This window comes from Methanomassiliicoccales archaeon (assembly GCA_038740345.1).
In the GTDB taxonomy this organism is placed as follows: Archaea; Thermoplasmatota; Thermoplasmata; order Methanomassiliicoccales; family UBA472; genus JAJRAN01.
Genome location: JAVYMA010000009.1, coordinates 1 through 18,449, shown reverse-complemented (window position 1 = coordinate 18,449; position 18,449 = coordinate 1). Strand labels below are relative to the sequence as shown.

At 52.5% G+C, this 18,449-nt stretch carries 17 protein-coding genes and 3 tRNA genes; 7 read left to right on the top strand and 13 right to left on the bottom strand.

Annotation, left to right across the window (positions count from 1 at the left end; all coding sequences use genetic code 11):
- Positions 1 to 60: 60 nt before the first annotated feature.
- The 4 genes from QW520_04420 to QW520_04405 all read left to right on the top strand — a co-directional run bounded on the left by QW520_04420 (position 61) and on the right by QW520_04405 (position 6,078).
- Entirely contained in the window at positions 61 to 2,721 is a 2,661-nt protein-coding gene (locus tag QW520_04420) for an immune inhibitor A (protein MEM0449046.1), read from the top strand.
- A 110-nt stretch (positions 2,722 to 2,831) separates the two neighbouring features.
- Positions 2,832 to 2,936, top strand: a tRNA-Val gene (locus QW520_04415).
- 140 nt (positions 2,937 to 3,076) lie between these two features.
- Entirely contained in the window at positions 3,077 to 4,621 is a 1,545-nt protein-coding gene (locus QW520_04410; protein ID MEM0449045.1) for a cryptochrome/photolyase family protein, read from the top strand.
- Positions 4,622 to 4,875: 254 nt separating this feature from the next.
- Complete coding sequence (locus QW520_04405; GenBank protein MEM0449044.1) at positions 4,876 to 6,078, top strand: DUF1015 domain-containing protein; 1,203 nt, start codon at positions 4,876 to 4,878, stop codon at positions 6,076 to 6,078.
- A 258-nt stretch (positions 6,079 to 6,336) separates the two neighbouring features.
- Here QW520_04405 and QW520_04400 read toward each other — a convergent pair.
- Positions 6,337 to 6,436: transfer RNA gene (locus QW520_04400), tRNA-Thr, on the bottom strand.
- Positions 6,437 to 6,525: 89 nt separating this feature from the next.
- Here QW520_04400 and rqcH point away from each other — a divergent pair.
- Positions 6,526 to 8,439, top strand: a complete 1,914-nt coding sequence (gene rqcH, locus QW520_04395) for a ribosome rescue protein RqcH (GenBank protein ID MEM0449043.1) — start codon at positions 6,526 to 6,528, stop codon at positions 8,437 to 8,439.
- Positions 8,440 to 8,450: 11 nt separating this feature from the next.
- Here the strand turns inward: rqcH and QW520_04390 are convergent.
- The 7 genes from QW520_04390 to QW520_04360 form a co-directional block, all read right to left on the bottom strand.
- A tRNA-Arg gene (locus QW520_04390) sits at positions 8,451 to 8,524 on the bottom strand.
- Between the two features lie 46 nt (positions 8,525 to 8,570).
- The gene (locus QW520_04385; protein MEM0449042.1) at positions 8,571 to 9,428 is read right to left on the bottom strand and encodes an ABC transporter permease; all 858 of its coding nucleotides are present in this window, start codon (positions 9,426 to 9,428) and stop codon (positions 8,571 to 8,573) included.
- Entirely contained in the window at positions 9,419 to 10,204 is a 786-nt protein-coding gene (locus QW520_04380) for an ABC transporter permease (GenBank protein ID MEM0449041.1), read from the bottom strand. The genes QW520_04385 and QW520_04380 overlap by 10 nt, the downstream gene beginning before the upstream one ends.
- 26 nt (positions 10,205 to 10,230) lie before the next feature.
- Positions 10,231 to 11,196 carry an ABC transporter ATP-binding protein gene (locus QW520_04375; protein MEM0449040.1) on the bottom strand — a complete coding sequence of 322 codons (966 nt, stop codon included), beginning with the start codon at positions 11,194 to 11,196 and terminating at the stop codon, positions 10,231 to 10,233.
- Positions 11,197 to 11,237: 41 nt separating this feature from the next.
- Positions 11,238 to 11,432, bottom strand: a complete 195-nt coding sequence (locus QW520_04370) for a 30S ribosomal protein S17e (GenBank protein MEM0449039.1) — start codon at positions 11,430 to 11,432, stop codon at positions 11,238 to 11,240.
- Between the two features lie 35 nt (positions 11,433 to 11,467).
- Complete coding sequence (gene thyX / locus QW520_04365) at positions 11,468 to 12,148, bottom strand: FAD-dependent thymidylate synthase (protein MEM0449038.1); 681 nt, start codon at positions 12,146 to 12,148, stop codon at positions 11,468 to 11,470.
- 78 nt (positions 12,149 to 12,226) lie between these two features.
- On the bottom strand, positions 12,227 to 12,949 hold the full coding sequence (locus QW520_04360; GenBank protein ID MEM0449037.1) for a TraB/GumN family protein: 723 nt from the start codon (positions 12,947 to 12,949) through the stop codon (positions 12,227 to 12,229).
- Positions 12,950 to 13,061: 112 nt separating this feature from the next.
- On the opposite strand from QW520_04360, the gene QW520_04355 reads away from it, so the two are divergent.
- Positions 13,062 to 13,727, top strand: coding sequence for an HAD family phosphatase (locus tag QW520_04355; GenBank protein MEM0449036.1), 666 nt, complete (start codon positions 13,062 to 13,064; stop codon positions 13,725 to 13,727).
- On the opposite strand, the gene QW520_04350 is transcribed toward QW520_04355, so the two are convergent.
- Genes QW520_04350 through QW520_04335 form a run of 4 tightly spaced genes read right to left on the bottom strand, consistent with a single transcriptional unit; the run spans position 13,728 to position 16,458 of the window.
- On the bottom strand, positions 13,728 to 14,366 hold the full coding sequence (locus QW520_04350) for a protein-L-isoaspartate(D-aspartate) O-methyltransferase (protein MEM0449035.1): 639 nt from the start codon (positions 14,364 to 14,366) through the stop codon (positions 13,728 to 13,730).
- Positions 14,367 to 14,382: 16 nt separating this feature from the next.
- A complete protein-coding gene (locus QW520_04345) occupies positions 14,383 to 15,012 on the bottom strand; it encodes an HVO_0476 family zinc finger protein (protein MEM0449034.1) in 630 nt (209 codons plus the stop codon).
- Positions 14,984 to 15,589, bottom strand: a complete 606-nt coding sequence (locus tag QW520_04340) for an MBL fold metallo-hydrolase (protein MEM0449033.1) — start codon at positions 15,587 to 15,589, stop codon at positions 14,984 to 14,986. Before QW520_04340 ends, QW520_04345 begins: the two co-directional genes overlap by 29 nt.
- Positions 15,586 to 16,458, bottom strand: coding sequence for a rhomboid family intramembrane serine protease (locus QW520_04335; GenBank protein ID MEM0449032.1), 873 nt, complete (start codon positions 16,456 to 16,458; stop codon positions 15,586 to 15,588). Before QW520_04335 ends, QW520_04340 begins: the two co-directional genes overlap by 4 nt.
- Positions 16,459 to 16,595: 137 nt before the next feature.
- Here QW520_04335 and QW520_04330 point away from each other — a divergent pair, with 137 nt between their 5' ends.
- The gene (locus QW520_04330) at positions 16,596 to 17,192 is read left to right on the top strand and encodes a methyltransferase (GenBank protein MEM0449031.1); all 597 of its coding nucleotides are present in this window, start codon (positions 16,596 to 16,598) and stop codon (positions 17,190 to 17,192) included.
- Positions 17,193 to 17,278: 86 nt separating this feature from the next.
- Here QW520_04330 and gatE read toward each other — a convergent pair.
- Positions 17,279 to 18,449, bottom strand: a 1,171-nt coding sequence (gatE, locus tag QW520_04325; protein ID MEM0449030.1) for a Glu-tRNA(Gln) amidotransferase subunit GatE, incomplete at its 5' end; no start/stop codon positions are given.

Genomic DNA, 18,449 nt, shown 5'->3' with positions numbered 1-18,449 from the left:
AGTCGCCAGAGGGTTAATTTTCGCATTAGCCCAGGTGACAATATCTAAAGGAGGGGCAAGATGCTTAGAAATATAACGAAGATTCTCAGCATAGTGATTGTGCTAGCAATGGTGCTCGGCGCGTTTGCCGTAATGTCACCGGCCTTGAGCGCGCCTTCGGCGCCTGCAGCAAAAATGGAGGCGAAATTCGCCGAACCCGAGCGAATGTATGCGAGCGAGGAGTATCGTTATCAGAAGCTCGACCTGAACGACGTTTCTTATGAGCTTTCTGCGATCAATGCTAACGCCTTGGCAGCTCCGGGGAATATCTATGCCAACGGATCTATTGCAAGGTATTACGTGGGAACCTATGGCAAATGGGCGTATAATGAAACTGGCGCAACCGGCTATATGTTGTTCCAGAAAAGAGGGGAAAGCCGGAATTGCGAATTATGGACCGCTCTTGACATGACGTTCCCTGATGGGGATCCTCGTAACGCCTACGTGAGCAGGATCACAATCAACGATTCCCAAGCTCAATACATGATCGACCATTTCGAGACCAATATCTATCCCAAAATGACCAATTTCTTCGGCGAGCAGCCAATGATCGATGGGGAGAACTCTTGGTTCAAGGCCCAGGGAAGGCCTTACTTCGGGACCAATGTATCCGGTAGAGTAATGATCATGGTATTCAACATCGTGGATGAGTCCTTCTTCAATTCGGAATATCCATCATACATCGCAGGATATTTCTCCTCGACCATGGACGCTCTTTACGACAGGAACATAATCCACATAGACTGCTGGGATTGGGCCAACCGGACTACAGCGAATTCCAGCAGGCCTTGGGTCTATGAGTCAACAATTGCCCATGAGTATCAACACTTGCTGCATGACTACTTCAACCCAGACCAAATCTCATTCGTAAATGAAGGCTGCTCCATGTTCGCAGAAATCGTCTGCGGTTATGGCCTGGACATGGCCTATGTGGACAGGTTCTTCTACACCCCCGACAACTCACTTGTGGATTGGGGCGACCAGGGACAGATCAACATCCTGGCCGACTATGGTGCTGCAGCATTGTTCACGACCTATCTAGCAGATCATTTCGGACCTGAGATGGTGCAGGTGATAGTCCACGCCGCTGGGACCACAGGCATAGACACGATAAACTACGCCTTTGGAGAGATAGGAGCAAAAGGCTGGAACTTTGATAAAGCTTTCAACTATTGGAGGCTGGCAAACCTCATACTGAAGGACACGCCCGGCAATGGCTGGTTCAATTATAAATCCATAGACCTGAGCAGCAGCTCCGGGCCGCGAGTATACGATTGGTGGCCATCTGGAGGGGATGTGTATTCTGGCGGAATGTTCTTCGGCGCTACAGCTACTTATGAGGGATACACCACTGGAATCCGCAACCTGGGTGCGTATGGTACCGACTACGTGTATGTCAACCCATCTATGATTTTACAACCAACCGATGGGCCCAGCATCACTCCACCGTGGTGGTACGGCCTCTACCCCTATGATCTCAAGTTCAGGTTCAAAGGCGATGTGCAGACAGCCAAAGGATGGCAGATGACCCAAGTGCCTATTGGAGTTAATGATGAGATATACTATGAGAACTTCAACCGCGGAGGTTCATGGCCACATGGTTGGTCGCGACAAACTGTAGGAGTGTATGGTGGAGGGCCGTGGCATATGGCGACTTACGGTGGAGGTAATTATTTCGCCGAGGTCTATGGGCCTGGATATAGCCTCATCCCGAGTTACCAATATGAAAGGTTATATACCAGCTACATTAACCTGTGGGACTACACCAAGGCACAGCTCTCATTCGACCTCACCTTCGAAATGGGAACGCCGTATGACTTCTGCCGGGTTAGATACTCTCTCAATGGAGGACCGTTCCAGACGCTAGCCCTATGGGACCACGATGTCAGCGAGACTTTCACCATGGACGCTTCCGATCTCACGGGCTTCTTAGTCCAGCTAAGGTTTGACTTCGTCACCTACGGAGGGAACAGCTATATGGCGATTGATAACCTCGCCTTCAGCGACCTGATTACAACCACTGGCTGGTGGTCAGACAAGGGCGACTTAGTGGACTACAGCCTCTACACTGAGCTGGACCTTACAGAGATGGAGCAGGCCATACTCACCTTGGATACGGCATGGGACATAGAACCCTATTGGGACTTCGGCTTCGTGCAGGTATCCACTGATGGTGAGTCTTGGACCTCTGTGGCCAATGAGTACACCACCATCGAATATGATCCCTCTGCCATGGAAGAGATAGTGGAGAACCTGCCTGGGTTGACCGGCTCGTCCGGTGGCTATGTCTTGGCGAGCTTTGATCTCAGCGAGTGGGCAGGACAAGTGGTCATGGTTAGGCTGCGTTACATGACGGATTGGGCATCGAGCATGGGTGGATGGTATGTGAAGGGTGCCTACCTCAACGGCGAGACCATCCCCATGGATGCTTGGGAATCGGACACCCCTGCGCAGCTGAATCATTGGCTGGTCACACTGTACATGCCGGGATGCGTGGGCTATAACAGCAAGGTCTGGATGCTGCCCATCATCACCACACTGAGCATGGAGGAAGTCACCCAGAGCGTCATACGCCATATGGGCGCGTTCTTGGAGTATCGGGAGATGTACATCATCATAAGCCCGACCGCAGGGAACGCCGACTATTCTATGGGATTCTTCAATGAAATGGGCTATGCCTGATAAAACCCAACAAAAACCTTTTCCCTTTTCTTAATTTTCTTCCTTTTTTCGCAACTCATATCGTCTTCAGCATGAGTATCTTTTAATATCGAACTGCCACTTTCGGTGGCGGGCTCATGGTCTAGCGGTCATGTGGAGCTTTGGCAACACCAACGCTCCTGACAGACGACGCCCTTACACGGCGTAGTTCGCCGGTTCGAATCCGGCTGAGCCCACTTTTCCCCTTCTTCAAAATTGTTTTAGCCTCCGATTGGATTTCCCCACTTGAAATAAGTTAGTAGTCATGTTTTCCCATGGCAAATTCCGATGATAGGAAGAAACTCTTTTTCCCCTTTGAAAAATATTGATTTTTATCATGCCTGCGGATGACCTAACATTGAGGCTGATTCTAGGCGATCAACTGAATCCCAATCACTCGTGGCTAAGAGATTTTCAAGATAAGGTTCTCTATGTCATGATGGAGGTGCGCCAGGAAACCGATTATGTCATGCATCACATACAAAAAGTTCTGGCCTTCTTCGCCTCCATGCGCGCTTTCGCCGCAGAGCTTGGTGAGAAGGGGCATAGGGTGCTTTACATAAAGCTCGATGACCCAGCAAACTTGCAAACCATAAACGGCAACCTGATGCGCATCTTGAAAAAAGAGAAGGTTTCTAGATTCGAGTATCTCCTTCCTGATGAATATAGGCTAGATGAGCAATTGAAGGAACTCTGCAAGGGCCTCTCGATACCCTGGAAAGCTTATGACACTGAGCATTTCCTGACTTCACGATTCGAGCTCAGGGAATTTTTTCGTGGAAAGGACAGGTATGTGATGGAACCATTCTATCGCATGATGAGAGGGAAATTTGATATCCTTATGAAAGAGGGGAAGCCCCTCGGCGGCGTCTGGAATTTCGACCGCGAGAATCGTCGACCCTACCGTGGTGAGTTTTCCGTACCTGAGCCTAAGCGATTCCAGAATAACGTTAGGGAGCTGCGCGAGATGCTGCAGGAGAGGGGTGTGAAGACATTCGGGAGCATAGAAGATGATGTGCTTATATGGCCTATCAACAGGCAACAAGCGAAAGAGGCCCTCGATTATTTCCTTCAGAATTGTCTGCCTTATTTCGGAAGATATCAGGATGCGATGTCTAAGGAACATTGGTCCATGTTCCATTCCAGATTGTCATTCGCCTTGAACACTAAGATGCTCCATCCCATGGAGGTGATGAAGGCGGCGGTTGACGCTTACCATAAGGACCAATCATACATAGGGCTTCCACAAGTGGAGGCTTTCGTGCGGCAGATCCTGGGCTGGAGGGAATACATGAGAGGAGTGTATTGGGCCAGAATGCCCGAATATGGTAAGATGAATCATTTTGGCCATGAAAGAGCATTGCCCCACTATTATTGGAATGGGGAGACGAGAATGGAATGCATGCGTCATTGCATTCTCCAGTCGCTAAGATATGCATTTGCTCATCACATCCAGCGACTCATGGTCACGGGCAACTTCGCTCTTTTGAGCGGTATAGATCCAGACGAAGTAGATGCCTGGTATCTTGGAATTTACATCGATGCTGTGCAATGGGTAGAAATGCCCAACACCCGTGGCATGAGTCAATTCGCTGATGGCGGCATCGTGGCGACCAAGCCCTACATCTCCTCAGCTAGATACATGAAGAAGATGAGCGATTATTGCCGAGGCTGCTATTATAATCCCCAAAAAAGGTATGGCCCAAGGTCCTGCCCCTTTAATAGCCTTTTTTGGACTTTTTTGCATAGGCATTATGATAAGCTGAAAAAGAATCCTCGGGTAGCGATGATGCTTCGCTTGTTCGATGAGCTACCAGATCAAGAAAGGAAACAAATATTGGCATGGGGAGAGCGATATCTTGCGATGCTAGAGAACCTTTGATCCTTAAAGTCTTCCTTCCCGATCGGGCGATTCATTGCTAGCTGACCATATCTGAGATTGCCTGCTGAATGAAATTTAGATTTTCATTGATCATAAGATAATGAGGGCGATTTATGATGGCCTAGAATAAGAAGGCAAGCGAATCGAGCTTGGCAGGAAGGTCACTAGTCCGCAGGAATGCTGTTGTTCCATCGAGAACTGATTTCAGCAAAATTATTCAATCTTCTATGCTTACCCTCGTGCAAGGTGCATGAATGGTCGATTTTCTCCCTTTCAAAGGGCTACTTCCGAGGCTGAGTGATGCTGAAAGCATAGATCAGAGGGTAGCTCCACCCTATGACGTCATATCGCCAGAGGAGTTGCTCGGCCTTCAAGCCAAGCCCTTCAATGTGTCCCGCATTACGCTAGGTGGTGAGGGCTCAAATTACGAAAGAGCGGCGAGGCTCTTGCGTGAGTGGATAAAGCATGGAAAGCTAATGAAAGATGAGGAGGAATGCTACTATCTGCTGACTCAGACATTTACATACCAGAACCATAAGATAACCAGGACCGGTCTGATGGGCGCTCTGCGATTAGAGCCTTATGAAAATGGCAACATATCACCTCACGAAGAGACCTTTCCCAAAGTTAAGGAGGATAGGCTAAACCTTCTGCGGGCCACATCTGCCCATTTGGAATCGATATTCTGCATCTATGATGATATGGACATAAGATTGCTAGATGAGATGAAGGAGAGAGCGGAGAGAATCTTCACTTTTATTGATAACTATGGGACGGAACATTGCTTCTCTAGGATTTCGGACAATGACATGAAATCCACATTGAATGCGGTTCTCAAGAACAAGAAGCTCCTCATAGCAGACGGGCATCACCGCTATGAGACCGCTTTGAGGTACGCGCAAGAAAACACAGATGACGAGAGAAAAAAGTATTTACTTGCCACCTTGGTCGCAGGCAACGATCCAGGCTTGGCGGTTCTGCCCACCCATCGTATCTTCAGGAATGTCCAGATAGGGGTAGACGAATTCCTTCTACGCGCATCCAATTTCTTCGCCGTTTGGGAAGCCAGGTCGATGGATGAGCTCTTCCGACTCACTGCAAACAATTCACGTCCCAGCCTTGGTGTGGTGATGCCAGGAGGTCGAATGTTCATACTCGAACTGGCCTGGAGGCCGTCGGAAGATCCCTTATGGTCCATCGACGCGTATGTATGCGAAGAATTGATACTCAAGAAAATATTGGAGAAGAAGGGGGAAGTGAAGGTGGAGTATGACCACGATGCTCTCTCTGCCGTCTCCAAAACAGAGCAGGAAGGAGTGGCCATGGCCATCATACTTTCCCCACCCCGCATGGATCTTATCTGGGAAGTGGCTAAGTCAGGACAAAGGATGCCTAAGAAGTCCACATATTTCTATCCTAAAGTATGGTCAGGATTCGTGATATATGATATGGGATGAAAGGGATAAACGAACGTAATTGAAGGGCTCAAAGCCTACTCATTCCTGAATTTATCCATAGCCGACGTTTCCGAGTGCTCTTGAAGGAATCACGGTGTACGCAAATAGATGATTAATGTCCGCTTTTAGGCCTAAGATTCTCATCGAGTCCAGGGTCGCATCGAACTTCATTTTTACAATCCTGTCTCAGCGAACAAGATGCCCTGAGGAATAGATATCAATATGCCTGTGCTTTTAAAATGGAGGTTGAGAGGGAGATGGAGCCACTGGAGGGACTCGAACCCTCGACCTACGCCTTACCAAGGCGTCGCTATTTAGAGGCGCTAATCCAGTAGCGCTACCTCTAAGCCACAGTGGCGTCTGCCACTCGTAGACGCTCGTCATTGATAAAGATTTCGAGAGGCTCGGCCACAAGTATTTTCCAGAAGATTGAGTTTCATATCAACGATGAAGAAGGAGATGAGCGCCTTCGATGTGCTACGCGTGGTCCAAGAGATGCAGGAGCTCATCGGAGGATACCTAGACAAGATCTTCCATTGGGATAAGAGGAACGTGCTGTTGAGGGTGAATGTCCCCGGAGTGGGTAGAAGAGAGGTGCTCCTCCTCGATCAGAGGTTTCTCTTCCTCGCGAAGGAGAGGCCCAACATCCCAGAAGCTCCTTCCCAATTCGCCGTCCACCTGCGCAAGCTTCTTTCCAATGCTCGCATCACGAGCGTGCGCCAGCATCAATTCGACAGAGTGGTGGTATTGGATGTTAAAAAAGAAGAAGAATATCAGGTGATAATCGAGCTTTTCGGGGACGGGAATCTGCTTCTTGTCAACCAGAGCAAGATAATAAATTGCCTTGTCTCCAAAACTTGGAAGCATCGCGATGTGCGACCAGGAGCGAGTTACGAATTCCCTCCGGCCCGATTCAATCCACTTGTCAAGAAGGTGGAGGACTTTAAACTTGCCGTGCAATCCTCCAAATCAGACCTGGTAAGGACTTTGGCCACGGTAGTCAATCTCGGTGGCCTGTATGCCGAAGAGGTCTGCTTGCGTGCGGGAATAGATAAGGCCAAAAAAGCCAGTGAAATGAGTGCCGAGGATCTAGCGGCGATATCCCGCATCGCATTGGAACTTGTGCAACAAACAGCCACATGCCAGCACGGATACCTTTATATGCAGAACGGTGAGAAGCCGCTGGACGCCACTCCCATTCCCCTGCTTCTATATCAGAGCGTGAAAAAGCATGAATTCCCCAGCTTTTCTGAAGCCCTAGGGTACTATTTGGAGAAGGCCAGTCTCTTGCAAGAGATGTCCGTGGGCAATCCAGAGATACAGCGCCTGGAAAGGCAGCTCACTCAACTTAGAGAGGCGGAATCCAAGTCTCGAGCCGAAGCAACCGAACTGACGAAAAAAGCGGAAACCCTCTATTCCAACTATTCTGAAGCTCAAACCATCCTAGCTCGCCTGGCTGAGCTTAGGGGCCTAGATTGGGACGAGGTCAGGCAAAGGGTCAAAGGCGATGCCCAGATCGCATCCATATTTCCTGAGAGGCGAGAGGCCGATATTTTACTGGCAGGGATTGAGATAAGAGTGGATTACACCAAAGGATTGGAGGAGAACGCGAGTCTGCTCTATGCTCAGGCCAGGGACGCGAGGGATAAGGCCGAACGCTCCTCACAACTGATAAAGGAGACAGAAAGTAAAATCAACGAGCTGAGACAAAAAGAAGCGCTCCAAGCGCAGCAGGAAAGATTGGAGATCAAGCCTACCAAGCAGTTCTGGTTCGAGGCCTATAAATGGTTCTTCACCAGCGGAGGACGTCTTGTCCTCGCGGGGAGAGATGCGCGCACCAATGACCAGTTAGTGAAGAAGCATCTTACGCCAGCGGACCGTTACGCCCACGCCGATGTGCACGGCGCTCCCAGTGTGGTCATAAAGGAGGGGGCGAGCGCCACAGAGAAGGAGCTGGAGGAAGCTTGCGCCTTCGCTCTAGCTCACTCCAAGGCCTGGAACGCGGGGATAAGGGAGGGGAGCGCCTATTGGGTGCTACCTGACCAGGTCTCCAAGACGCCAGAAGCGGGAGAGTTCGTCCCTAGAGGCGCGTTCGTGATCCGCGGGAAGCGCAACTACGTACACCATATCCAGATGGAGCTAGCTGTGGGCGAGGTCCAAGTCCAGGGAGCGCGCAAGGTCATGTGCGGCCCTCCCTCCTCCCTTCGCTCCTCTAGCAAGTATGTGGTTATCATTCCGGGGGATATGCCTCGAAGCAAGCTTTCCTCCAGCTTAGCGAAGGAGCTGCAAGTGCCTGAGGAGGAAATATCTCGCATCCTGCCCCCCGGGGACGTGGAGATCAAGGAAAGAGTAGGGCTGTGATGAGAAAGGAGCGCCCGAGCCGGTATTCGAAACCGGGTCTGCAGGTCCGCAGCCTGCTAGGATGTCCAAGCTACCCCACTCGGGCCGACGATTTTCCCTCAAGACTCGCTGGTTCTTATATTTAACTTCCTCTAATAGGTGGTGGTCATGTCCAATTTACCCTTCTTCCTGGCCAGATAATCAGCATACTTGAATATCCCCAAGGAAAGGACGAGGAAGAGCATACTCGTTCCCAGCAACGCTAATATCATTTCGTTAGTGGAGTACGCGCTAAGACCACTATCCCACCGTATCTGCTCCGGCAGCATGGCTCGGCGCACCATCTCCAACCAATAGGTTATAGGTATCGCCCTTCCTATGGCCTCCCCCCAAGTTGGCAGGAAAGTGATAGGGAATACCACGCCACAGAAGAGGTAGAACATGCCAGCAATCCCTTCATTGATGCCCATGCTGTGCTTGGCCGTGAGCATAGAGACTCCTGCCAAAGCTATGCCTATCATGCATATGCAGAACAACCCCACGGCCATGGCCAGCGACAGCATGAGCCAATCCACCTGCGAGAGCTCAAGAGGCAATCCCAACACCAAGACCCCAAAGGCCAAGGTGATGAGGGCCGCCACGGTGGTGATGACTATCTTAGGCACCGCCCTGCCCACGATGTATAAATAAAAGGAGATGGGGGCGATGTAGACCTGCTTCAAGGTTTGATAGTGCTCCCTATCCTCATGCACCACCATCACTATTCCGAAGAGCACCTGTGCTACATACATGTAGAAGGCGTTTCCCACGAACATGTAAGAGAAGATTTCAGGAGCGGCGGCGACAGAGTCCCAGATGACAAGATACATTATCACGAGGATCAGAGTGGCGGATATGGGCTTCACAATAGAGTATAGGGCGAAGAGCCAGGGATTGGTCCAATTATATTCCATCTCCCAGCCCAGCCAGGCAGACAGCTTCAAGGTCCTGAGATGATTTTTCACTGCCATCTAAGGGTCAGCCTCCCTTCCTTCTTCCCCAAATGCTCCATGAAGCGAAGCGCGTACCTCGCCCCGAGCAGGAATACCACTGCCAGAGCCATCAATATGATGAGCTCCCAGCTCCAGTGTAAAAGGGGATCGACATCCGCACCGGAAAACATCAGCTGCCGCATCCCATCCAAGCCCAGGGTTATGGGGATTACGCTCCCCGCCACTGCCACCCAGAACCCCAGCTGTCGCACGGGGAAATAGAACCCAGAGAGGAGGTATATGGGTTCCTGCAAGAGATTGGATATGTGCCATGCTCCCCTTCCATAAAGCATGTAGAGCGAGGAGAACATCATTCCCATGCCGTAGAGGGCCACTAAAGTCACGAGAAAAAGAGCTAAAAGAGCCCAGGGATGTTGCACGCTCAAGGTGACGCCGAAAATAACGAAACCGAGGAAAAAGGTGGATAGGGCTCTGACGCTAGTGAGGAACATGCCCCCCACCGCCATCCCTGCCAGTACGGACATGCGCGACATAGGCGCCATGAGATAGAGCTGCAGGTTTCCCGTCTCCTTCTCCCAGTAGAACTGCGCCGCCATAGACCACAAGACATTGAGCCAGAAAGCGGTCATAGCTCCCCCCAGGACTACGAAACCAGTGAATACCTCAGGCGCTCCCATGGCCCTATAATAGAATATGAAGGCTGCTATCCCTAGCACAGGCAGGAAGATGTCGAAGAGCAACCAGGAAGGCTCCCTGCGAATGCCTATGATGCGCGGATAGGCCCTTCCCACCATGGCCCGCAGCTCTAGAAGAAGAGAGCTCAGGCGAATCCCCTCCCCACCATCTGTATGAAAACATCCTCTAAAGTAGGCTCGTTCTTCGTCAGCGAGATTATCTTAGAGCCCTTGGAGGTCAGGAAGGAGATGACGTCGCTTATGAAGGCCTCCTCTTCTAGGACCAAGCGCACCTCTTCATTCTCACCCTTTCGGCTCACATTCAACCCCTGGACCCCCCGCATACCACTCAGCTCCGTGAGGCAAGCGCAGGGCGTGGTGAGGATGGTGAAGGTGGAGTGGCGCGCCACGCTGCGTCTTAGGTTCTGAGGGGTGTCGCAGGCCAATATCCGCCCCCGGTCTATAATGGCTACACGATCGCACAGCTCCTCCGCCTCCATCATATAGTGCGTGGTCAGCATGACTGTCTTCCCAGGCTGTCTCTTCACCCAATCGCGAATGAATGAGCGAATGGTCATGCTGGCATTGACATCCAGGCCTAATGTCGGCTCGTCCAGGAAGATAAGGTCGGGATCGGTGACGAAACCCCGTATGACGTTCATCTTCTGCCTCTGACCGGTGGATAGGGTACGGACCACGGAATTAGCCTTGTCAGCCATGCCAAACAACTCGAGCATCTGGGAGATTCTCTGCTTCGCCACCTTGCCCTCGATGCCATAGAACTGGGAGAACATCCAAAGGTTCTCTTTCACCGTGAGTAGCCCATACCCTGAGGTCTCTCCTCCCGAGACCATGTTTATGCGCGGCCTGATAGCCTGGAACTCTGTCTCCACATCGTGCCCCAGGACTTTTACCGTTCCAGAGCTGGGAAGGAGCAATGTGCACAAGATCTTGATCAGCGTGGTCTTGCCCGCCCCGTTAGGTCCGAGGAGGCCGAATAGCTCCCCTTCTTCCACCCTCAAGTCGATATTGTCAAGGGCGGTGAGCGGCCCTTTGCCCTTTCCGCCTGAGAATATGCGGGTAAGGGAATGCGCTTCTATAGCTGGCGCCATAAACGAAAGCGAATGGATAGGTCTGAACAAAAGGATGTCGCCTATGCATTCTTATTATTCTGGTGGTAGCGAGTCACATAGCCAGCGATGCGGTTGCGCATGGCCACTGATTGCACGTTGGTGAGCTTCTCCACCAGCTGCTTGTTGACCTCGAAGTCGTTGGTGAAGAGCCGGGGGTACTTCTCGACCAATTCTATAGCTACCCTCTTGATATATGTTGGCCTGATCCTTCCCATGTTTACACCGGGTGATGGCGGGTTAAGGTCTATGCCTATTTAAGATTTTTCAGTTCCTGCCGTCTGCTCCTGCCGCAGCTCTTCTTGCCCTCTGGACAGGGACCTCGAACGCATCCAGGCCCCGCCTCTGAGAATATGTTCGGCGAGACTCTCTTGACCTGCCGTAGCATCTCATCCGCCACCTCTCTTAGCTCCCATTGGGCACGGCGGCAGCAGCGCAGCGAGAAGAAATGCAGGAGCTCGCGAGCGTTCATGGTGACAGTGATGTTGGTGGTGCAGGCGTTAGGTAAGGCGTAGCGCGCGTCCTCAGAGGGAACTCTGCTTGATAGTGTCCTATAGCACTCCCAGGCTTTGCGCATCAAGTCCTCGAACTCTTTCTTAAGCTCATCATCTTCGGCTATAGAGGGAGGAGTCACGAACGTCTCCTCATCTAGGGAGACGTACCTCTGAGATTGCTGCGAGTAGGAGGCGATGCGATGTCGTACCAATTGATGCGTTAGTGCCCTTGAAACACCCTCAATGGAGAAGGTGTAGCTGGCATGCTCGACTACGGAGTGATGGCCCATGCCTGTGATCTCTGCGATAGTCTTTCCTGCCCTCTCCTGATCCATCTCCTCCAAGAGCTGGCTAGCCGTCTTCTTAGAATAGCATGAGCGCGCGGCCGCAGCGCATAGCTTTTCAGCTTCCTTGGTATAAGATAGGAGGGTTACCTTCATGAACTCTGAGGGTAGAGTTCCGAGCGACGATTAAAAACCTCCCACTCTTGGCACCTCATTTCACCTAAAAGGCTATCATCAAAGGTCGAATTGGAAGGATACCTCCTTATTCCCCTCCCCCACTTTCGCTCTGGTGCCAAGATATTCTCCATCCAGCAGATGCTTCAGCCTTATAACCCTGATATCCCTGGGGGAGAGCAGCCTCCTGATACCTTCTACATGACCATCGCCCACCACGGCCAACACGTTGAGGTATCTTGCCTCCGCTTCCGCGATGCGATTGGCCATGAGCTGATTGCGCTCGTCTATCAGCACTCGCTTCAGCGTAGGATATTCCTTCCCGAATTCCTCAAGATACGCTTCCTCCTGCTGTGTGAACCTCTCCAACTCTTTCTCCACCTTCTTCCTGCTGCTGAAGATTCCCATCAGAGCAGAGAAGGTGAGGAGCACCCTTTCCCTGAAGGACATCTCCTGCCAGAGCTTGGAGAAGAGCTGAGCCGCATCGGCATCGATCAGCAGCACTGGTATTCCCTGCCCCTGGGCGGTATCGATGGCAGAAAGCATCTCCGAACCAAGCTCCCCCCCGAAATCCTTGGCCATGCGCTTCTGGAAGTGCGATAGCAACCGATAGGTCGGAGGCATACGGGCGCGCGAGGCAGGGTCCTTCAGTGCCTGATAGCGGCCAGGATCCAGTTCCACGCATACTGCTGCAGGCCTCTCCTCTAGGATTATGTCCCTCACCTGCTTCTTGATATCGAACACATGGCCTACGCCCACAAGAGTGATCATTGCGCCTCTCACCTTTCCCTCCCTTCATAATCCTTTGCGCGTGATTGGTTTTTGCTCTTTAAATTCATCAGATTTATGCGGAAATGGCGAAGCGTTTATTATTGAGATGCGTTTGGATAGATTGGTGAGCGCGAAAAGAAAATATGACTTAGTTGCATTCGACATGGACGGTGTGCTGGTCGACTATCGCAGTTGCTGGACCTGGATCCATGATCATTTCTCTGTGGACAATGAGCGTTCGCTAGAGCTGTTCGTGCGGGGGGAGATCGATGATCTGGAGTTCATGCGCCGGGACATAGCCCTGTGGAAAGCGAAGCATCCTACCCTTTGCCGCGATGACCTCCGTTCTATCCTGGAGCCACTTCCCATGAGCGAAGGCATAGCTGAGACCGTCTCCCGTTTGAAAGAGAGTGGGGTGCGCACGGTCATCATATCCGGAGGTATCGACCTGGTGGCTGAGAGGATCGCTAGGCGCTACGGCTTCGACGATTATTTCGCCAATGGCGTGGAATGTGATGAGAAGGGGCTATTGACCGGGGAGGGCATATTGCGAGTGCAGCTAAAGAACAAGCGTGCCGCCTTGGAGAGCTGCATGGCTAAATTCAACGTACCCCGCGAACGCACCGCTGCCATCGGGGACAGCTTCATCGATGTCTCTATGTTCGAGGCCGCGGGGATGAGCATCGCCTACAATCCTTCGGACGAGGTGGTGAGGCGGAGCGCCACCTATGTTGTGGAAGGGGGGAGCCTGACTGCTATCCTGCCTTATATTCTAGATGGGCATGAATGATCAGGCTTTGTTGCCATATCTTCCCACCAAGGGCACGAAGGCGCAGCCCCCTAGATTCTTAGTAGTGAGTTTGCCCTTCCTCTTCACCACGAGTATCAACTCTTGATAGAAGGCGCCCCCCACTGGCACTAGCATCATACCCTCCTCAGCCAATTGCTCCTTCAGCGGAGCTGGTATGTCAGGAGCGGCGGCGGCCACGGAGATGCGATCGAAAGGCGCTTGCTCAGGGAGTCCTAAAGTCCCATCGCCCTCTATAACCTCTACCCAATCAGCATACCCTGCCGCTTCCAGGTTCCGTCTAGCCATGGTCACAAGGCTAGGCAGCCTCTCTATGCTGTAAACTTTCCCTCCCGGCCTGATCATCTCGGCCATGACCGCCGCGTGATAGCCAGAGCCACATCCCACCTCTAGCACTTTCAGTCCCGGTCGGAGCTCTAACGCCTCCAGCATGATAGCCACCATGTGAGGGGCGCTGATGGTCTGCCCCTCCCCTATGTGCAATGGCGTATCCGCATACGCCTTTTCCCTCAGATCAGCAGGCACGAACTCGTGCCTAGGGACGGCTAGCATGGCCTGGGCCACGCGTTCGCTGCGAATGTATCCTGAGGCTCGAAGCCTAGCCACCATTCTGGCCCTCATCTCATCGGGTTTCATATCACGAATAGGTGGTCCGGGCGCTCTTGGCGTAGATGCGGACGATATCCCTCGCCGCCACGCCGCCCTGGCGCACCATTCCCTCCTTCGTCTTTATGCCATGAATCACGACATTGTCCCTTCCGATGGCCAGCAGATCGCCCACATAGAACTCCTCTTCAGGCAGGGCCGTGAGCTCCGCGGCCAACGTCCTGGAGGTCTTGTTCACCGAGACCTTCACCCGCACCCTATCGTATCTCTTGGCCCATATGGCCTTTATCTCCTTGGCTAAAGCTTGAGCTGCCCGCCCTTCCTCCTTCTCAATGGCGGTGATCACCACATTATACTCTCCCACGAAGAGCTCGTCCCCCACAGACACCAACTCATCCTCAGCGAACTCAGAATCCAGTTTCCTTGTCTCCCCCATGTCGCTGAGTAAAAGGGGAAGCTTGACTGAGGATGGTTCGCGCACCACCGTCACATGCACATGATTACACTCTTGACACCTGACCGTAGTCTCCATGACGTCCCCTCCTCGAGAAAGCCTACCACGCAGAACCTCGTGCAACCTCTTTTCCCCGCAGGAGGGGCAATCCAAGTAGAGGGAATTCGGTATCGACATATCACCCTTCTCTCTCATCATCTTCTCCATTGCCCTTTCGTCTTATTTTAATTATTTCATCCAGCTCGAAAGGAGGTCCGTGACCTGGGATGACCACATCGGCGAATCTCACAATCATGCTCATACTTCGCAGCGCCAAGCGTTTGTCATAATGGATGCCAGGAGGAAGCCATTTCATGATATTGTCCCGGGTGGGGATGGCATCTCCAGCGATGGCGAAGCGCTTCTCGCCCTCGACAAAGACGCTCCCGCTATCCGGCGTGTGCCCTGGGGTACGGACCATTACCACACCCGAAGCGAGGGGAATCGATTCCCCAGGCTCGCCCTCTCCTATCATTGACAGCCTCCTGGCGGAGGGGAATAGGTCGTCATTCCCTCTATGGTCCAGATGCGAATGAGTGCTGACCAGGATTGTGATGTCGTGAGGCCTTAGGCCGTATTTATCTAATGCCTCGAGGATTCGCGCGCGATATTCTCGCGTGGAGGTGTCCACCACGATCAACTCTCTTTCCGAGGTAACGAGAACAGAGGAACTGCGAGCCTCTAGAATCGCCTTCCCCTCCCTTCTTATCATGCCCTCGCAGAGAACCTTAACCTGTGGCCTCATCGCAGTCTCACCTCATATCCGCACTCGCTCTTCAACGAATCCCGCTTGAGAGTGAAAGAGGATCCGCAGATGGGGCATTTGGCCTTGGAGGCGAAGTGCTCCAGCCAAGCCCTCCTGACGTCCTCCTGGCTTTCATTCTCAATATGTTGCAGCATCTCTTGAAGCTCCGGTGTCGTGGCCAAGGGCTTGAGCGAGTTGAGGTCATATCCTCCTGATCTGACTACCTTGGTTCTCTTTGGAAGATTCCATCCCAAGGCCATTCCCGCTACGAAGCCTGCCAGGTGCGCCACGACCGCGATTCCTCCTCCCCATATTCCTAACGCTATGATTAACTGAACTAAGAAGAAAGCCATGGCCGCCACCCAAACGGGAATATTAGGCAATATGATTATGAAAAGGGGCAACGTCAGTCTTTCCTTAGGATAAAGGATGAACAGGGCTCCCACCAGCCCAGCGATAGCTCCAGAGGCGCCTAATATCAGCGTCGGCTCCCCCAAGCGCACCATCCCTTCGAACATCGCGCCCATCGCCCCCGCTACCAGGAAGATTAACAGAGGGCGGCTCTTGCCTAATCTTTCTTCCAAAGGCCAGCCTATGAAGAGAAGGAATATCATGTTTCCCAAGAGATGCATGGCACTGGCGTGCACGAAGATGCTGGTAAGAACGGTGTAGAGCCTCTCGCCGCTCTGAAGATATTGAGGTCGAAACCCCAGATCCAGCTCTATCGCGAAACCGAAAGTGAAGACCTGGAGGAAGAACACCAGGAAATTAGCAACTATCAGCGCCAAGGTAAGGGAGATTCGTTTCGAGACCGCCGTGAGTATGCTAACGATGATTACGGCCAGGGCGAGAATCGATATCGTATCCATTTCCGCTGTCCTTAACTGTTGCCTTGATAAGTGACTTTCGCTCGCTCTCTAGGGCTCGTTAGAACATACACGAGCTTCATCCCTTTATTCGTGCATGAACGATAAATTCTTGCCCTAGAGCAATATCCTTCACTTTGTTGAGGCACGACGAACGCATCAAGATCTTGGAATGCGAGGGCGTATATCCCCCGGCAGAGGATACTTTCCTACTGCTGCAATGCGTGCCAGATGTGAGAGGAAAAAAGGTACTGGAGATGGGTTGCGGCACGGGCATCATCGCTCTTAACTGCGCCGCCGCTGGGGCAGAGGTAACCGCTGTCGACATCAATCCTAAAGCCGTCCAATGCACCAAATCCAATGCTGAGCTAAACGGCCTAGAATTGGAAGTGGTTATCTCCGATCTGTTCTTAGACGTGGAGGGGAGATTCGATCTGATAATCTTCAACCCACCCTATGTCCCCGATATGATACGAGGGGAGATAGAAAGATCCTGGGCAGGAGGAGAGGATGGCGTTAGAGTGCTCGACCGATTCCTGAGAGCGGCGCCTCGCCATCTGAATGAGGGAGGTGAAATGCTGATCCTCTTTTCCTCATGCATGAACGAGAGTGCGCTGCAATGCGCCCTTAGTCAGTTCGTTCGCGATCGCATCGCTTCCAGGCACCTTTTCTTCGAAGAGATCTGGGTGGAAAGGCTGATACTGCCCAGGCATGCAACCCACGGATTTAAGAAATGATATAGATATAGGGAGAGAAGGCTTGAGGCAAGTAACACCTCTTGCCTTGCACTCACCATTTAGCCTTCAGCCCCTAATAGCTACCTTCACGAGTCTGGAATGCCCAAGACCTTACTTATCTCTCTTCTCAGGATTTCATTCACCACTTTGCCGTCCACCTTTCCCCGCAAGCGCTCCATGACCGGGCCCATGAGAGGCCCTACGGCTCCTATCCCTTTCTGCCTAACGAAATCCATGCGCTCTGCTACAACTTGAGCGATGATGGCCTCTGCCCCCGACAGATCCATCCTGCCCAGGCCTAGCTCCTTTACAGCCTGCTCCACAGTGATTCCTCGGCACATCGCCTTCAACACTTCCGGCATCGCCTCCTTGGCAAAAGCTCCCTCATAAAGGGAGCGGAAGGCGCTGCGCAAAGCCTCATCGTCCAGCTTGGAGATGTCCGCACCTTCCTTGGCTATCTCTGGAAGGGTGTTAAGGAGAGTCTTGGCCGCGATGGCAGCCAATCCATATCTTGAGGCGGCTTCCTCGAATATAGCCTCCCAGCCCTCGCGCACCAACTGCCGCGCTTGCTGCGGATGGATGGCGTATTTGGACACCAAATGCCTCTCCACTTCTTCCGGGAGAGGGGGGAGCTTGGAACGAATGGCTATCATCTTTTCCGCGGTGATTATGATCGGTCGCACATCGGTCTCAGGATACATGCGGCTAGCGCCTGGCAAGGGGCGCGAGTAGACGCTGGAACCATCCGGCAGCGGATCCCTCGTCTCTTCCGGCACGCCTTCTGTGGCCATAGCCGCTCGCTCCACCGCAGCTTCCACAGCCGCTTTCGCCTTGATCGGCTCATCCGCGCATAGCACGAAAGCCACAGCGCCTCCCCTTCCCAGGGCAGCTCTTATCCTAGCGACGTCTTCATCGGTGACCCCATATCCTGGCAGCTCGTCAGAGTGGAATATGCCTTGCACGCCCGCCCGTACCCTGGCTCTCTGGGCCATCTCTGCTCCTAAGCGAAAGCGCCCGTCAGCGCTCCTCATTAGCCCTTCGTAGCCTGGGAGAGCGGCTCCCAAGACCACTCCTCCCTTCGTTAAAGCTCCCGCGATCACCTTGGAACGGCATGATTTCAGCGCCGAGCTCAGATCCACCAGCTCTGCCCGCGGCCGCTGCACCTTCCTCTCCGATAAAATGTTCTTAATCTCGATAAGGCTTCGCTGGCGCTCCATCTCCTTCCGCACATAATCAGGTAGGAGGCGCAGTTCTTGC